The sequence below is a fragment of the Modestobacter marinus genome, from assembly GCF_019799945.1.
GTDB lineage: Bacteria > Actinomycetota > Actinomycetes > Mycobacteriales > Geodermatophilaceae > Modestobacter > Modestobacter marinus_B.
The window spans coordinates 17,522-33,773 of the sequence record NZ_JABGCH010000041.1 but is presented as its reverse complement, the minus strand read 5'-3'; the positions used below and the strand labels follow the sequence as shown (position 1 = coordinate 33,773).

Here is a 16,252-nt window from a genome sequence, read left to right as displayed (position 1 = left end):
CCTCATCCAGAGCGTTCCGCCGGATCCGGTACGCGGCCTGGCGGATCCGCTCGATCCGCTCCCCCTGGTCGGCCGGGCCGGCCGCGGTCTGCGGTGTACGTAGCGACGTCATGACGTGCTCCTCGTCAGTCGGTGGGTCAGTCGGTCGTCGAGCCGGACGTCAGCTGCCGCGGGTCCGCCGCGGTCCGTGGGGCGGGGACCCCGTCCGGAGCGGTCCGGCCCGCGAGCGACCGCTCCAGCGCCGCGACGTCCTCGCGCTCGGCCGGGCCCCAGGTCTCCGTCGTGACCAGGGCGGCGACCAGGCCCAGCAGCCCGTAGCCGACGAAGAGCAGCGCCGGGCCGACCCACCCGAAGCCGGCGTACAGCGCGGTGGCCACCAGCGGCGTGAAGCCGGAGACCACGGCCGACATCTGGTAGGCCAGTGAGGCCCCGGTGGTGCGGGTCTTGGCCGCGAAGAGCTCGGGGAACCACGCACCCTGCACGCCGGCCAGGGAGTTCTGGCACACGGCGTAGCTGACGACGAAGGCCAGCACGATCACCGTCGCCATTCCGGAGTTGACGACCAGGAAGAGCGGGATGCCCCACAGCACCATCACCGCGGTGCCGATCAGGTACACCGGCCGCCGGCCGATCCGGTCGGTCAGCGCGCCCCAGAAGACCGTCGCGACGATGCCGATGCCGGCCGCGACCATGAGCGCGGTCAGGCTGACCGCCCGATCGGCGAGACCCTCGGCGACCAGGTAGGACAGCATGAACGTCACGGCCACGGCGTAACCCGCGGTCTCCGCGATCCGCAGGCAGAAGGCCCGCAGCACGTTGCGCCAGTCGTCGCGCAGCACCTCGAGCAGCGGGTTCTTCGAGACCTCGCCCTCTTCCTTGAGCTCCTCGAACTCCGGGGACTCCTCCAGCTTGAGCCGGATGAGGATGCCCACGACGATCAGGACGGCGCTGAGCAGGAACGGCACCCGCCACGCCCACGAGCCACCCAGCGGCACGCTGGCCAGGAAGGCCAGGTTCGCCAGCAGCAGCCCCACCGGGAAGCCGGCCTGGGTGATGCCGGTGTAGAGGCCCTTCTTGCGCCAGGGAGCGTGCTCGAAGCACATCAGGATCGCGCCGCCCCACTCGGCGCCGAACGCCAGGCCCTGCACGACGCGGACGGCGACGAGCAGCACCGGGGCCCAGACGCCGACCTGCGCGTAGGTGGGCAGCAGGCCGATGAGGACGGTCGCGATGCCCATGAGCAGCAGGGACCCGACGAGGACGGGCTTGCGGCCGATCCGGTCACCGAGGTACCCGCCGATGATGCCGCCGAGCGGGCGCACCGCGAAGCCGACGCCCAGCGTCGCGAAGGACAGCAGCGTGCCCGACAGCGGGTCGGTCGCCGGGAAGAAGGCGTCGTTGAAGTAGAGGGCTGCGGCGGTGCCGAAGCCGATGAAGTCGTAGGTCTCGATCGTCGCGCCGATCGAGCAGCCGACGGCGACCTTCTTCTTCGTCGGGGTGCCCTCGATGGGATGCCAGGCGGCGACCTCCCCGAGGTGTGGGTCGCGGACGGTTGGCGGCCGTTCGGTCATGGTGACCTCCGGTGAGCAGTGGGCGTCGAGTCCCCGTTGTCAGTTGACTGTTAACAGTCGACTGACAACGAGAATGAATGGCCCGCGTCACAGTGTCAAGGGTCACTTCGGAGCCGCCGGCTCGGGCCGGCGGGACGGTCAGGCGGGGTCGGACGCCCCGGCGAAGTGCTCGGCCGCCGCCGCCATGTGCTCCTCGACGACCCGGAGGGCAGCGGCCACGTCGCCCTGCTCGATGGCGTCGACGATGGGGGCGTGCCGGTCGCGGGCCATCATCGGCGCCTGCCACGCCGCCCCGCTGAGGATGGCGACGCGCATCCGGCCCTCGAGGCGCTGCCAGGCCTCGACGAGCATGGAGTTGCCGGACAGCCGGCACAGCTGGAGGTGGAAGGCCAGGTCGGCCTGGATCCGCGCGGCGAAGTCCCCGTCGTCGGTGAGCTGGTCCAGCGCCGTCCGCAGGGCCGCGACGGCGGACTCCCGGCCCGGCGAGGCGATGATCTCCCGGACGGCGAGGCCCTCGAGTGCCTCGCGGACCCGGAAGAGCTCGCGCACCTCGTGCGGGCTCAGGCTGCTGACCCGCAGCATGCCCCGGTTGCCGGGGGTGACCAGCCCCTCCTGCTGCAGGTGCCGCAGCGCCTCGCGGACCGTGCCGCGACTGACCCCGAGGGACCCGGCCAGCTCGACCTCGCCGAGGTGGTCCCCGGGGCCGTACCGGCCGGAGAGGACGGCCGTCCGGAGCACCTCCAGCGCCCGTTCCCGCAGCGTGCTGCGGTCCAGGCTGGCCAGCGGCTCGATGCTCACGTCGCACCTCCTCGTCGCTCCGCACCCTACCGGACGGCGGTGTCGACAATGGCGTGACGACTGTCGACATCCGCAGCCCGGCCGGCCCGTCGAGGTGCCGGAACGCAGCGAGGGCCGGTGACCCGTCGGTCACCGGCCCTCGGCTGGGTGGGCAAGGGGGGAGTTGAACCCCCACGTCCTCTCGGACACACGGACCTGAACCGTGCGCGTCTGCCATTCCGCCACTTGCCCTGGCGAGGAAGAACACTAGCAGCCCTCCTCGCGCGGCCCGGTGACCCCCTCCTCAGGGGCCGCGCGGCGCCCTCCGGAGGCACCGGCGGTCACCTGCTCGCACCGGCACGGCGCGGTCGCGCACGCACGGGGCCGAGCACTGGTACACAAGAGCCGAACGCCCGGGGCGGCAACAGAACAGTCCGGGGCGTCCTGCGCTTGCGACCGGCCCGGCGACCCTCCCCCGGTTACGATCAGCGCTCAGGTCGGTGGGAGGTCAGCGAGCGCAAGGGAGCGACTGTGGGTGTGCTGCAGCGCTTCGAGCGACGCCTCGAGGGCATGGTCGGGCTCGCCTTCGCCCGGGTCTTCAAGGGCAAGGTCCATCCCGCCGAGATCGCCAACGCCCTCCAGCGGGAGGCCGACGAGCAGCGGAACGTGCTCAGCGGCGGCCGCGTGCTCGCCCCCAACGTCTACGTCGTGACCCTGGGTCCGGTCGACCACGACAACCTCGCCGAGTGGTCCGACCAGCTGTCGGCCGAGCTGGCCGCCATGGTCACCGAGCACATCCAGCGCGAGGGGTACCAGACCTTCGACGACGTCGAGGTGCGGCTGGAGCGCGACGAGGAGCTGCGCACCGGCGTCTTCGAGGTCGCCTCGCACGTCAGCGGCGCCCCCGCCCGCGAGCACGCCCCCACCTCAGGCGTCCCGCCGCTGCCGCCGCTGGCCGGCCGCGGCCGCATGCCCACCGACACCGGCGCCCAGGACCCGGCCTTCACCGGGCGGGTCGGGATGCGCACCACCCACGTGCTGGTCGTCGACGGACCCGGCACCAAGCACGTGCTCGAGCCGGGGAGCAACGTGCTGGGCCGCGGCACCGAGGCCGACATCCGGCTCCCCGACACCGGGGTGAGCCGCAAGCACGTCGACGTGCAGCTGTCCGGCGGCACGGTGACCGTCGAGGACCTCGGCTCGACCAACGGCACCCTGGTCAACGGCCGGCGCGTGAGCCGGCAGGACCTCGCCGACGGCGACGTGATCCGGATCGGTCACTCCGTGCTGGTGTACCGACAGGACGGCCCGTGACCGTTCGGGGCACCGCACCCGGGAAGACCCACCGGCCCCCGCCGACGAGCGCCGGTAAGGCCACGTCGTGACCTCCGAGATCGTGCTCCAGGCGTTCCGGTTCGGGTTCCTGCTGCTGCTCTGGCTGTTCATCCTCGCGGCCTTCCGCGTGGTCCGCGCCGACCTCTTCGGCGGCCGCCCGGGGCGGGTCACCTCGGTCCCGCCGCGGGCGCAGGCCGGCCGCAAGCGCCGCGGGCCGCGCCACCTCGTGGTGACCGCCGGCCCGCTGTCCGGCACCCGCATCACCCTCGGGGAGCAGGCCATCCTGATCGGCCGCGCCGACGACTCGACGCTGGTGCTCACCGACGACTTCGCCTCCTCCCGCCACGCGCGGCTCACCAACCGCGGGGGTCAGTGGTACGTCGAGGACCTCGGCTCCACCAACGGCACCTACCTCGACCAGCAACGGGTCCAGGGCCCGCTGCTGGTCTCCCCCGGCCAGCCGATCCGGATCGGTCAGACCGTGCTGGAGCTCCGCTCATGACGCTCGTCCTGCGCTACGCCGCGCGCTCCGACCGCGGGCTCATCCGCGGCACCAACCAGGACTCGGTCTACGCCGGGCCGCGGCTGCTCGCCGTCGCCGACGGCATGGGCGGCCACGCGGCGGGTGACGTCGCCAGCAAGGTGGTCATCGCCGCGCTGGAGCACCTGGACGACGACGCCCCCTCCGGCGACCTGCTGCAGGCGCTCCGGCAGGCGGTGTTCGAGGGCAGCGAGCACCTGCGCGAGGTGATCCGCGAGCAGCCGCAGCTGGAGGGCATGGGCACCACGCTGACCGCCGTCCTGTTCGCCGGCGGGCGGCTGGGGTTGTGCCACGTCGGTGACTCCCGCGCCTACCTGATGCGCGACGGCGAGCTCAGCCAGATCACCCACGACGACACCTTCGTGCAGACGCTGATCGACGACGGCCGGATCACCGAGGAGGAGGCCAACAGCCACCCGCAGCGCTCGCTGCTGCTGCGCGCCCTCAACGGCCAGGACGTCGAGCCGGACCTGTCGATGCGCGACGCCCGCGCCGGGGACCGCTACATGCTGTGCTCCGACGGGCTGTCCGGGGTGGTCAGCTTCGAGACGCTGGCCCAGGCGCTGCGCGACCCCGATCCGCAGGCGACCGCGGACCGGCTGATCGAGCTCGCGCTGCGCAGCGGCGGCCCGGACAACATCACGTGCATCGTGGCCGACGTCGTCGAGGACGACGGCCGGGTCTCGATCGAGCCGGTCGTGGACGGCGCCGCCGGTGACAACGCCGGTCAGCGGCAGGTGGATCCCGGGTCCGCGGCCGGGCGGGCGGCGCTGGCCGGCCCCGCGGCCGCCGCCCCGTCGGCGACCGCCGCCACCGTCTCCCCGCCGGAGCACCGCCGCCGTCCCCTGCGCACCGCGCTCGTCGTCGTGGCCGCGGCCGCGCTCGTCGGCGCTGCCGCGATCGGCGCCTACGCCTTCGTGCTGGGCCACTGGTTCGTCGGCGTCGCCGAGACCGACGACGGGGAGCGGGTGGCGGTCTTCCAGGGCCTGAACACCTCGATCGTCGGGCTGGAGCTGTACCGCCTGGACCAGGCGACCGCGATGGCCACCACCGACCTCACCCAGGCCGCGCGCAACCGCGTGGCCGGCGGCATCACCGCCGACGACCGGGACGACGCCGAGCGGATCCTGGACAACCTCCGCGCCCAGCAGCTGCCGGTCTGCCGCACCGCCTCCAGCACCGCCTCCAGCACCGCCTCCCCCAGCAGCGCCGCGCCCACGACCGAGGGTGCCCAGCCGACCAGCACCGACGTGCCGCCGGCCACCGAGTCGGCGCCGCCGCCCACCCCGACGACGGGGCCGTCCCGCTCCGATGAGCCGGGAGTGGACTGCCGGGAGGTCGACTAGTGGTCACGCCCGGACCGGGGACCGACCCCCGGGCGTCCGCGGCGGGCAGTGGGCCCGTACCGAAGCGGCGCGGCACCGAGCTCGCGCTGCTGGGGTTCGCGGTGCTGATCACCATGGCCGCCCAGTGCATCGTCGACATCACCATGACCGGGTCGCTGACCAGCGAGGTGGCCACCTTCGGCGCCTGGTTCACCGCCCTGTGGCTGGTCGCGCACGTCCTGGTGCGCCGGTTCGCGCCCTACGCCGACCCGCTGCTGCTGCCCTGCGTCGCGGTGCTGGTCGGCCTCGGCCTGTCGATGATCCACCGGCTGGACATCGCCGGGGACCAGCTCGGGAGCAACAGCAGCGGGGAGGACGCCCCGGTCCAGCTGCTCTGGGCGACCGTCGGGCTCGGGCTGTTCACCGCCGTCCTGGTGGTGGTCCGCGACCACCGGGTGCTGGCCCGCTTCGCCTACACCCTCGCCCTGGTCGGCCTCGTGCTGCTGGCGATCCCCGCGGTCCTGCCCGCCTCGATCTCCGAGGTCTACGGCGCGAAGCTGTGGATCCGGGTCGCCGGCTTCTCCATCCAGCCCGGTGAGTTCGCCAAGATCTGCCTGATCGTCTTCTTCGCCGCGTACCTGGTCGACAAGCGGGACGTGCTCGCGCTGGCCAGCCGCAAGGTCGCCGGCCTGGAGCTGCCCCGCGGCCGCGACCTCGGCCCGGTGCTCGTCGCCTGGGCGGCCTCGATCCTGGTGCTGGTCTTCGAGCGGGACCTGGGCAGCTCGCTGCTGCTGTTCGGCATCTTCGTGGTGATGCTCTACGTCGCCACCGAGCGGGCGAGCTGGCTGATCATCGGTCTGCTGCTGTTCAGCGGCGGCGCGTTCGTCGCCTACCAGCTGTTCGGTCACGTGCGGGTGCGCGTGGACACCTGGCTGGACCCGTTCGCCTACGCCGACGAGGGCGGTTACCAGATCGTCCAGTCGCTGTTCGGCCTGGGCACCGGCGGCCTGTTCGGCGCGGGGCTCGGCGGCGGCCGGCCGGACCAGGTCCCGGTGGCCAAGAGCGACTTCATCGCCTCGGCGATCGGGGAGGAGCTGGGGCTCTTCGGCCTGGTCGCGGTGATCCTGCTGTACCTGGTGCTGGTCGAGCGAGGCTTGCGGACCTCCCTCGTGGTGCGCGACGGCTTCGGCAAGCTGCTGTCGGCGGGCCTGGCCTTCGCCGTCGCGTGGCAGGTGTTCGTCGTCCTCGGCGGGGTGACCGGCCTGCTCCCGCTGACCGGCCTCACCACGCCGTTCCTGGCCTACGGCGGCTCCTCGCTGGTGGCCAACTTCGGCCTGGTGGCGCTGCTGGTCCGGATCAGCGACGCCGCCCGCCGGCCCACCGCGCCCCCGGCGCCCACGCCGCCGAAGCTGACCGACGCCCCGACCGAGGTCGTGCGCCCGTGAACGCCCCGCTCCGCAAGGTCGCGATCAGCGTCCTGGTCCTGTTCACGTTGCTGATCGTCAACGTCAACATCATCCAGGTGGTCCGGGCGGACTCCCTGCGGGAGAACCCGCGGAACACCCGGATCCTCGCCGAGGAGTACGACCGCGAGCGCGGGGCGATCGTCGTCGACGGCAACGAGATCGCCTCCTCGGTGCCCACCGAGGACTCCCTCACCTACCTGCGCCAGTACGCGCAGGGGCCGGTGTACGCCCCGGTCACCGGCTACTACTCGGTGATCTACGGCAACACCGGGATCGAGCGGGCGGAGAACGACGTCCTCGCCGGCACCGACGACCGGCTGTGGGTCCGCCGGCTCGCCGACCTGTTCACCGGCCGCGACCCCTCCGGCGGCAACGTGCAGCTGACCCTGGACGGCGCGACGCAGCAGGTGGCCATGGACGCCCTCGACGGCCTCACCGGGGCCGTGGTGGCGCTGGAGCCGTCCACCGGGAAGGTGCTGGCGCTGGCCAGCACGCCGACGTTCGACCCGGCGCAGCTGTCCAGCCACGACCCGGCCGCGATCCGCGCCTACCGGGAGTCGCTGGACGACGACCAGATCACCAACCAGGCGATCAGCGAGCGCTACCCGCCGGGCTCGATCTTCAAGGTCATCGTATCCGCCGCCGCGCTGTCCTCCGGCGACTACGCGCCCGACACGGTGGTGCCCGCGCCGCAGGAGCTCACGCTGCCCAACACCGCCACGACGCTGAACAACTTCGGCAACGACCCCTGCGACCCCAGCGGCCAGCAGTCGCTCACCGACGCGCTGACGATCTCCTGCAACACCGCCTTCGCCCAGCTCGGCATCGACCTCGGCGAGGAGCAGGTCCGCGAGATGGCCGAGCAGTTCGGGCTCGACGACGAGGGCTTCGAGATGCCGCTGCCGGTCGCCGGCAGCACGGTCGGGGACATCGCCACCGCCGCCGAGCTCGGCGTCGCCTCGATCGGCCAGCAGAACGTCGTGGTCACGCCCCTGCAGGCGGCGATGATCGCCGCCGCCGTCGCCAACGACGGCTCGCTGATGCGGCCCTACCTGGTCGACTCGGTGCAGGCCCCCGACCTCACGGTGGTCGACCAGACCGACCCGGAGGAGATGAGCCGGCCGGTCTCCCCCGAGGTCGCCGACCAGCTCACCGGGATGATGACCAGCGTCGTCGAGAACGGCTCCGGCCGGCGGGCGCAGATCAGCGGCGTCGAGGTCGCCGGCAAGACCGGGACGGCGGAGAACGCCGGCCCCGACCACAACTGGTTCATCGGCTTCACCCCCGCCGCCGACCCGCAGATCGCCGTCGCCGTGTTCGTGCGCAACGGCGGGGGCACCGGTGGCGACCTGTCCGCCCCCATCGCCCGCCAGGTGATGGAGGCCTACCTGGGCCAGGGTGGCGGCTGATGGCGGTCCACGTCGGGACCGTGCTCGCCGACCGCTTCGAGGTCACGGCCCCCATCGCGACCGGTGGCATGGGTGAGGTCTGGCGCGGCCGGGACCGGACCCTGGGCCGGGCCGTGGCGATCAAGGTGCTGCGCAGCGAGTACACCGGCGACTCGAGCTTCCTCATCCGGTTCCGGAACGAGGCCCGCCACACCGCCGCCCTCTCGCACCCGAACATCGCCTCGGTCTACGACTACGGCGAGACCGTGGTCGACGGGCACCGGCTGGCCTACCTGGTGATGGAGCTGGTCGAGGGCAAGCCCCTGGTGACGATCCTCGCCGAGCACGGGCGGCTCACCGCCGCGCAGACCCTCGACGTGCTCGCCCAGGCCGGTGACGGGCTGTCCGCGGCCCACGCCGCCGGGATGGTGCACCGGGACATCAAGCCGGGGAACCTGCTGGTGCGTCCCGACGGCGTGGTGAAGCTGACCGACTTCGGCATCGCCTACGCCCGGGACGCCGCACCGCTGACCCGCACCGGCATGGTGGTCGGCACCGCGCAGTACCTCTCCCCCGAGCAGGCGCAGGGCTTCGTCGTCACCGCCGCCTCGGACGTGTACTCCCTCGGCGTCCTCGGCTACGAGTGCGTGGCCGGCACCCGCCCGTTCGACGGGGAGTCGCAGGTCGCGATCGCCCTGGCGCAGATCAACCGGCCGCCACCGCCGATGCCGGCCGACGTGCCCGGCCCGGTCAAGGCGCTCATCGAGCGGGCGCTGGCCAAGGACCCCGCCGCCCGGTACCCCGACGGCGGCGCCTTCGCCGCCGCGGTCCGCCAGGTGGCGGCCGGAGGAGCAGCGCCCCCGCCGACGGCGGTGACCACGGCGCTGACCTCCGCCGGCGCCGCCACGAGCATGCTCCCGACCGGGACCCTGCGCGCGGATCCGGGCACCGCTCCGCGCACCATGCCGCCGCTCCAGGGCCCGCCGACCGGCGGTGACGGCGGCGACGGTGCCGGTCCCGGCGGCTGGGACGGCGGCGACGCGGGCCGGGCCGCCTCCCGGCGGCGGCTGCTGTGGGTGGCCGGCGCGCTCGCGGTGCTCCTGGTCCTCGCCGGCACCGCCTGGGGCCTGCTGTCCGGGGGCGAGGACCCTGACTCCGGGGACACCGTCGGCACCGGCTCGGCCACCAGTGCCGCCCCGACGGAGTCGGCGAGCACGAACTCCACCGGGGGCATCGAGTTCGACGTGGCCGGCTACGTCGGCCGGGACGTCGACGAGGTCGCCGAGCAGCTCGAGGGGCTGGGCCTGCAGGTCGACCCCGAGGAGGCCAGCGACGCGCAGCTCGCCGCGGTCGGCCGGCCGCTCGACGAGGACACCGTGGTCACCGCCGACCCGGCGTCGGGCACGCTCACCCAGGGCCAGGAGATCGTCCTGTTCTTCACCCCGGACGCGTACACGCCGGGCGGGGATCCGACGGACGACGCCGAGCCGACCACGGAGGCCCCGGCGACCACCGCGGCCCCCACTGAGACGTCTGAGGCACCTGCGGAGACCTCGACGTCCCGCCCCGCGGAGACCTCGACGTCCCGGCCCGCGGAGACCTCGACGTCCCGGCCTGCCGACACGTCGACCGCGCCGCCGCCCGCGCCGTCCGCCTCCGCGACCGCCCCGTCGACCTCCCCGAGCGCGGAGGCCGACGAGCAGGCCGTGGTCGCGCACCCCTCGGGCACCCCATGACACACACGTCCCGCTCCCTCCGCGTCGCGCCGGAGCAGCTGCCGCCAGCGATTAGGCTCCCCGACGGCGCGGCGCACGCCCTCGTGCGCCCGCCGGCCGGCCGGCCGGCCCAGCTGTACCGCACCGCCCGAGAGGACCCCCGATGACCAGCCCGCAGGTGCTCGGCGAGCGCTACGAGATCGGTGGGGTGCTCGGCCGCGGTGGCATGGCAGAGGTGCACCTCGGCCGGGACCTGCGGTTGGGCCGCGAGGTCGCGGTCAAGGTGCTGCGCCAGGACCTGGCCCGCGACCCGTCGTCCCAGGTGCGGTTCCGCCGGGAGGCCCAGGCGGCCGCCTCGCTGAACCACCCGGCCATCGTGGCCGTCTACGACACGGGCGAGGACCGGAACGCCAGCGGCGCCACCCCGTACATCGTCATGGAGTACGTGGAGGGCGAGACCCTCCGCGACGTGCTGCGCCGCCAGGGGCGGCTGTCCGCGGAGCGCGCCATGGAGCTGACCGCGGACATCTGCGCGGCCCTGGACTTCAGCCACCGCAACGGCATCGTGCACCGCGACGTGAAGCCGGGGAACGTGATGATCACGCCCCAGGGGACCGTCAAGGTGATGGACTTCGGCATCGCCCGCGCCGTCTCCGACTCGGCCGCGACGATGACCTCCACGGCCGCGGTGATCGGCACCGCCCAGTACCTGTCCCCTGAGCAGGCCCGCGGGGAGAGCGTCGATGCGCGCTCCGACGTCTACTCCGCCGGCTGCCTGCTCTACGAGCTGGTCACCGGCACCCCGCCGTTCACCGGCGACTCCCCGGTCGCCGTCGCCTACCAGCACGTCCGCGAGGACCCGAAGACGCCGTCCTCGCTGAACCCGGCCATCCCCCCGGCGCTGGACGCCATCCTGCTCAAGGCGATGAGCAAGAACCCGGCCAACCGCTACCAGTCCGCCGCCGACATGCGCGCCGACCTGCTGCGCGCCCTCGCCGGCCAGCGGGTCGAGGCGACGCCGGTGATGAGCGACGCCGAGAAGACCACGGTCATCGGCGGCGCCGCCTTCCCCGCCACCCGGTACGCCGACCAGGCCTGGGACGGCGAGGACGACGAGGACGCCCGGAAGAAGAAGCGGAACCGGTTGATCGCCCTGGTCGTCGGTGCCGTCGTGCTGATCGCCGCGATCGTCGGCGTGGCCCTGGCGCTGGCCCAGGACGGCGACGTGCCCCCGGAGATGGCGCAGGTCGCCGTCCCGGCGGTGGTCGGGGAGAGCGAGGCGGACGCCCGGGCCGCGCTCACCGGCGCCGGGCTGGTCGTGGGCACGGTGTCGCAGGAGACGAGCACCGAGGCCGAGCGGGGGCTGGTCCTGAGCTCCGACCCGGCGGCCGGCGTCCAGGTCGACGAGCAGACCCCGGTGACGCTGGTCATCGGGTCGGGCCCGAACACCCTGACCGTCCCGAACGTGATCGGCCTGGAGCAGGACGAGGCGATCGACCAGCTCGAGACCGCGGGCTTCACCGGCAGCACCAGCACCGACCAGGTCGACTCGCTGGAGCCCGAGGGCGCCGTCGTCTCGATCGATCCCGACGAGGGGACGGCCGCCGCGCCGGACGCCGCCTTCCGGCTGGGCATCTCCACCGGCACGATCTCCCTGCCGGACGTCGGCGGTCTCGCCGAGGCCGCCGCCCGCCAGGAGCTGATCGCCGCCGGGCTGGACAACGGGCTCATCGTCACCCAGCAGGTGGAGCGGGACGACGTCACCCAGGGCACCGTGGTGGGCACCGAGCCGGGGGCCGGCTCGTCGGTGGCCGCCGGTGACGAGGTCACCCTGCTGGTCGCCGTCCCGGTGCCCGGCGAGCCGACGCCGACGCCGAGCGAGCCGACCACGAGCGAGCCGTCCGCCACCGCGCCGCCGACGGCCCCCAGCCCGACCGGCTGACGGTCGCTGGACGCGAGAAGGGCCCCTCCCCGGCGGGGAGGGGCCCTTCTCGCGTCCGGAGGCGGCTCAGCGGCCCTAGACGGTGGCCACGGTGAGCCGCCGGACGGTGGCGGCGGCCGCCTCGACCACGGCCGGCTCGGGCGCCAGGCCGCACGCGGTGAGCCAGTTGGCCAGCAGCTGGTGCCCGCCCTCGGTGAGCACCGACTCGGGGTGGAACTGCACCCCCTCGATGGGCAGCTCCCGGTGGCGCAGCGCCATCACGATGCCCGACGGCGTCCGGCCGGTGACCTGGAGCTCGGCGGGCACGCTGTCGGCCTCGACCGCCAGCGAGTGGTAGCGGGTCGCGGTGAACGGGGAGGGCAGGCCGGCGAGCACGCCCACGCCGTCGTGCACGACCTGGCTGGTCTTGCCGTGCAGCAGCTCCGGCGCGCGGCCGACGACGCCGCCGAATGCCTCCGCGATCGCCTGGTGCCCCAGGCACACGCCGAGCACCGGCAGCCCGGCGTCGGCGGCGGCCCGCACCATCGGCACGGTCACGCCGGCGTCGGTCGGGGTGCCCGGGCCCGGGGACAGCAGAACGCCGGCCACGTCGAGGTCGGCCAGCTCGGCGACGGTGACCGCGTCGTTGCGCCGGACCACGCTCGGCACGCCGAGCTGCCCCAGGTACTGGACGAGGTTGTAGACGAAGCTGTCGAAGTTGTCGACGACCAGCACCGGTCGAGCCGCCGGCTCCCTGTCGGTTCGCACGCTCCAGGTGTACACGCCGGGCACCGTCCCCGGCAGTCCGGCCCCCTCCGCTATCGGACGGCCGCGGCGTACTGCATGGCAGTGGTGCCCTCGTAGGCCGGCAGCTCCACCCGCGACTCGTCGGCGACCTCGTAGGTGAGCCCGTACTCGTCGGCGGCCTGGGCGAGCAGCCGCACGTCCGGGGAGGCGGCCAGCTGCTGGCGCATCTGCCGCGGGTCGCCGATGGCCGTCACCACGAACGGCGGCGAGTACGTGCGCCCCTGCAGCAGGAGCGTGTTGCCCACGCAGCGGACGGCGCTGGTGGCGGTCAGCCGCCGGCCCATGATGGCCACGCCCTCGGCCCCCGCCGCCCACAGCGCGTTCACCACGCCCTGGACGTCGGACTGGTGGATCACCACGTCGTCCCCGGTCGCGCCGCTGGGCAGGCCGCCGCCGGGCTGCCGGGGCGCGTCGTCCAGGACCACCTCGACCCCGGTGCCGGTGAGCGGGGTCAGCCCGGCCGCGGTCAGCCCGGTGCCGGCCTGCGCCTGGACCTCGGCCACCTGGCCGTTCCGGGACGCGGCCGCGTCGGTCAGCTGGTCGATCTGCTGCTGCAGCCGGGCCAGCTCGGCCTGCTGCCGGGCCACGGCCAGCTCGCGCTGGTCGATGAGCGTGGACAGCTGGGAGCTCTCCCCGGCCCGCAGGTCCGTGCCCTGGGCGGTCTGCCCGGAGGTGGCGAAGAGCAGGCCGGCGGCCAGGGCCACCACGGGCACGAGCGCCGTCCACACGGTGAGGCGCCGCGGCGGGGCCATGCTCCGTCCTCCTGCCTGCCGGGGTCCGGCGGGGGACGGCGGGCCCCGGGCGGGGGAGGCACGCCGCCGGCCGAACCGGTCCTGTCCCCTCCGCAGCTTAGGCTGGAGGCAGTACACGCCGGAGGCGACAGGCCCCCGGCCCGGGAGGGAGTCCGCAGGTGCCGAAGTCCAAGGTGCGCAAGAAGTCGGTGTACACGCCGCCGGAGGGCGTGCTCCCCTCCAGCGCGGCCCGGGCCCGTGCCGCGGAGCCCAGCCCGCGCTGGTACGCGCCGGTCATGGTCGCGCTCATGCTCCTCGGCCTGCTGTGGATCGTGGTGTTCTACGTGGCCGGCGACCGGATCGCGTTCCTGACCACCCTCGGGCCCTGGAACTTCCTGGTCGGCTTCGGCGCGATGGTGATTGGTCTGATCATGTCGATGCGCTGGCGCTGACCGCGCCGGCCACCCGACGGCCCTCGTCCCCCTGGGGACGGGGGCCGTCGTCGTTCCTGGACCCCGTGGAGCGGGCGACGGCCCACCGCAGGAGTCGACTCGGCGCCTGTCCACAACCCGCACCCCGGCGACCGATCCGGCTCGCGCCGGTCTGTGCACAGTGGCGGAGGCCGTCCACAGGTCCCCGGATCGCCCGTCCACCGGGTTGTCCACGACATGTGGAGTCCGCCCGCTCCCCCACACCTAGCTGACCTGGAAAATCACCCAGGATGTGACGGGTGGTGCAGGAACGGCAGTGGGGTAACTACATCCGTGGAAGTCCGTCCCCAGCTGTGTACACACCTGTGGGAAAAAGTGGACGGACCACCGGGCCGAGGACCGGCGGCGGGCCCTACTACCCCTTTCCCGTCGGCGCAAACAGCGAGCGTGACGGGCCGTTCCTGGGCGTGTTGTCGACATCCCGACCCGGTCATCGGCCCCCGCCGGCGCCGGTGCACGGCCTGGGGAAAGCCACAGCCCCCGCCCGGGTGGACGAGGGCTGTGGACGGAGGACGGACCGGTCCGGCGTCAGCGGGGGACCAGCTCCAGCAGCGTCGCGTTCGCCGTGCCGCCGCCCTCGCACATCGTCTGCAGGCCGTACCGGGTGCCGGTCGCGTGCATGTGGTGCACCAGCGTGGTCATCAGCCGGGCACCGGAGGCGCCCAGCGGGTGCCCCAGCGCGATCGCCCCGCCGAGCGGGTTGAGCGCCTCGTCGGGGACGCCGATCTCCTGCTGCCAGGCGAGCGGCACCGACGCGAAGGCCTCGTTCACCTCGAAGGCGCCGATCTCCGTCAGCGGCACCCCGGCGCGGTCGAGCAGCTTGCGGGTGGCCGGGATCGGCGCGGTCAGCATCACCACCGGGTCGTCGCCGGTCACCACGGTCGTGTGCACCCGCACCAGCGGGTGCAGGCCGAGCTCTCGCGCACGCTCGGAGGTGGTCACCAGCAGCGCCGCGGCGCCGTCGGAGATCTGGCTGGCGTTGCCGGCGCTCACCACCCCGTCGGCCTGGAAGGGGGTCCGCAGCGCCGCGAGCGTCTCGAGCGTGCTGCCGACGCGGATCCCCTCGTCGGCGGTCACGACCGTGCCCTCCGGCGTCCGCACCGGGACCAGTTGCGCGTCGAAGGCGCCGTCGGCCTGCGCCTTGGCGGCCCGGTCGTGCGAGCGCAGCGCGTACTCGTCGAGCTGCGTGCGGCTGAGCCCCCACCTCGCCGCGAGCATCTCCGCCCCGGTGCCCTGGTGCGGCTCCACGCCGTCGTAGCGGGCGAGGAAGGCCGGGCCCAACGGGCGCCCGGCCGAGCCGTCGCCGACGGAGGAGCCCATCGGGACCCGGCTCATCGACTCCACCCCGCCGGCCACCACCACGTCGGCCTGGCCGCTTCCCACGGCCGCCGCGGCGAAGGCCACCGCCTGCTGGGACGAGCCGCACTGCCGGTCGATCGTGGTGCCGGGCACCGACTCCGGCCAGCCGGCCGCCAGCACGGCCACCCGGCCGATGTTGCTGGTCTGCTCGCCGACCTGGCTCACGCAGCCCCAGAACACGTCGTCGACGACCGCCGGGTCGATGCCCGTGCGCTCGGCCAGCGCGCTGAGGACGGTGGCGGAGAGGTCGGCGGGGTGCACGCCGGCCAGCCCTCCCCCGCGCCGGCCCACCGGGGTGCGGACGGCGGCGCAGATGACGGCATCACGCATGGGCTCTCCTCGTGTCGACGCTGACCCGCACCGGAGCACCGCTCCGGTGCCCGCGATGCTAGGCGGTGCCCACCTGCTGGGAAGCTGACGCGGTGCAGTGGTCCCCCCGGGTGGGCGAGACGGTCGCGACGGCCGTCGTCGGGCTGGCGCTCGCCCTCGCCGTCCTCCTGGTCGACCCGCTGGGCCGGGTGCTGCTCGGCGCGGCCGCCCTGGTGGCGTTCGGCCTGGCCGCCCAGGACGCCGTCCTGCGGCCGCGCGTGCGCGCCGACGCCGCCGGCGTCACGGTGCGGGCGCTGGGTGGGGCACGGACGATCCCCTGGCCCGCGCTGCGGGCCCGGCTGCGCGAGCAGCGGCGCTGGGGTGTGCGGTCCCGGACGCTGGAGCTGGAGGACACCCGCGACGACGCCGTCCTCGTCGTCCTCGGCCGGCGCGACCTGGGTCAGGACCCCGGCGTCGTGGCCGAGGCCCTGCAGGCGGCCGGCGCCGGCTGACCGC

14 protein-coding genes and 1 tRNA gene are annotated in these 16,252 nt (G+C 74.1%); 9 read left to right on the top strand and 6 right to left on the bottom strand.

Translation table 11 applies throughout. From position 1 onward, the window contains the following. Positions 1–137: 137 nt before the first annotated feature. The 3 genes from HK417_RS22395 to HK417_RS22385 all read right to left on the bottom strand — a co-directional run bounded on the left by HK417_RS22395 (position 138) and on the right by HK417_RS22385 (position 2,600). Positions 138–1,571 (bottom strand): MFS transporter, encoded by a 1,434-nt coding sequence (locus tag HK417_RS22395; RefSeq protein ID WP_222272201.1) that lies wholly within the window; start codon positions 1,569–1,571, stop codon positions 138–140. Between the two features lie 138 nt (positions 1,572–1,709). Further along, positions 1,710–2,369, bottom strand: a complete 660-nt coding sequence (locus HK417_RS22390; RefSeq protein ID WP_222272199.1) for a GntR family transcriptional regulator — start codon at positions 2,367–2,369, stop codon at positions 1,710–1,712. A 148-nt stretch (positions 2,370–2,517) separates the two neighbouring features. Then, a tRNA-Leu gene (locus HK417_RS22385) sits at positions 2,518–2,600 on the bottom strand. 279 nt (positions 2,601–2,879) lie between these two features. Between HK417_RS22385 and HK417_RS22380 the strand changes: the two genes are divergently transcribed. From HK417_RS22380 to pknB, 7 genes are all read left to right on the top strand, one after another. Further along, on the top strand, positions 2,880–3,662 hold the full coding sequence (locus tag HK417_RS22380; RefSeq protein WP_222272197.1) for an FhaA domain-containing protein: 783 nt from the start codon (positions 2,880–2,882) through the stop codon (positions 3,660–3,662). A gap of 67 nt (positions 3,663–3,729) precedes the next feature. Next, on the top strand, positions 3,730–4,185 hold the full coding sequence (locus HK417_RS22375; protein WP_222272195.1) for an FHA domain-containing protein FhaB/FipA: 456 nt from the start codon (positions 3,730–3,732) through the stop codon (positions 4,183–4,185). Beyond that, positions 4,182–5,570, top strand: a complete 1,389-nt coding sequence (locus tag HK417_RS22370) for a PP2C family protein-serine/threonine phosphatase (RefSeq protein ID WP_222272193.1) — start codon at positions 4,182–4,184, stop codon at positions 5,568–5,570. The genes HK417_RS22375 and HK417_RS22370 overlap by 4 nt, the downstream gene beginning before the upstream one ends. Next, positions 5,570–6,994, top strand: a complete 1,425-nt coding sequence (locus HK417_RS22365) for an FtsW/RodA/SpoVE family cell cycle protein (protein ID WP_222272191.1) — start codon at positions 5,570–5,572, stop codon at positions 6,992–6,994. Before HK417_RS22370 ends, HK417_RS22365 begins: the two co-directional genes overlap by 1 nt. Continuing rightward, the gene (locus HK417_RS22360; protein WP_222272189.1) at positions 6,991–8,424 is read left to right on the top strand and encodes a peptidoglycan D,D-transpeptidase FtsI family protein; all 1,434 of its coding nucleotides are present in this window, start codon (positions 6,991–6,993) and stop codon (positions 8,422–8,424) included. Before HK417_RS22365 ends, HK417_RS22360 begins: the two co-directional genes overlap by 4 nt. After that, entirely contained in the window at positions 8,424–10,139 is a 1,716-nt protein-coding gene (locus HK417_RS22355) for a protein kinase domain-containing protein (RefSeq protein WP_222272187.1), read from the top strand. Before HK417_RS22360 ends, HK417_RS22355 begins: the two co-directional genes overlap by 1 nt. A gap of 142 nt (positions 10,140–10,281) precedes the next feature. Then, positions 10,282–12,060, top strand: coding sequence for a Stk1 family PASTA domain-containing Ser/Thr kinase (gene pknB / locus HK417_RS22350; protein WP_222272185.1), 1,779 nt, complete (start codon positions 10,282–10,284; stop codon positions 12,058–12,060). Positions 12,061–12,135: 75 nt separating this feature from the next. Here pknB and HK417_RS22345 read toward each other — a convergent pair whose 3' ends face one another. Next, entirely contained in the window at positions 12,136–12,807 is a 672-nt protein-coding gene (locus HK417_RS22345; protein WP_222272183.1) for an aminodeoxychorismate/anthranilate synthase component II, read from the bottom strand. Between the two features lie 50 nt (positions 12,808–12,857). Beyond that, positions 12,858–13,598 carry a DUF881 domain-containing protein gene (locus HK417_RS22340; protein WP_222272182.1) on the bottom strand — a complete coding sequence of 247 codons (741 nt, stop codon included), beginning with the start codon at positions 13,596–13,598 and terminating at the stop codon, positions 12,858–12,860. Positions 13,599–13,756: 158 nt separating this feature from the next. Between HK417_RS22340 and crgA the strand changes: the two genes are divergently transcribed. After that, positions 13,757–14,029 carry a cell division protein CrgA gene (crgA, locus tag HK417_RS22335; protein WP_222272180.1) on the top strand — a complete coding sequence of 91 codons (273 nt, stop codon included), beginning with the start codon at positions 13,757–13,759 and terminating at the stop codon, positions 14,027–14,029. 567 nt (positions 14,030–14,596) lie between these two features. Here the strand turns inward: crgA and HK417_RS22330 are convergent. Next, positions 14,597–15,757, bottom strand: coding sequence for a thiolase family protein (locus HK417_RS22330; protein ID WP_222272178.1), 1,161 nt, complete (start codon positions 15,755–15,757; stop codon positions 14,597–14,599). A 92-nt stretch (positions 15,758–15,849) separates the two neighbouring features. Here HK417_RS22330 and HK417_RS22325 point away from each other — a divergent pair, with 92 nt between their 5' ends. Then, positions 15,850–16,248, top strand: coding sequence for a PH domain-containing protein (locus HK417_RS22325; protein WP_222272176.1), 399 nt, complete (start codon positions 15,850–15,852; stop codon positions 16,246–16,248). Positions 16,249–16,252: the final 4 nt, after the last annotated feature.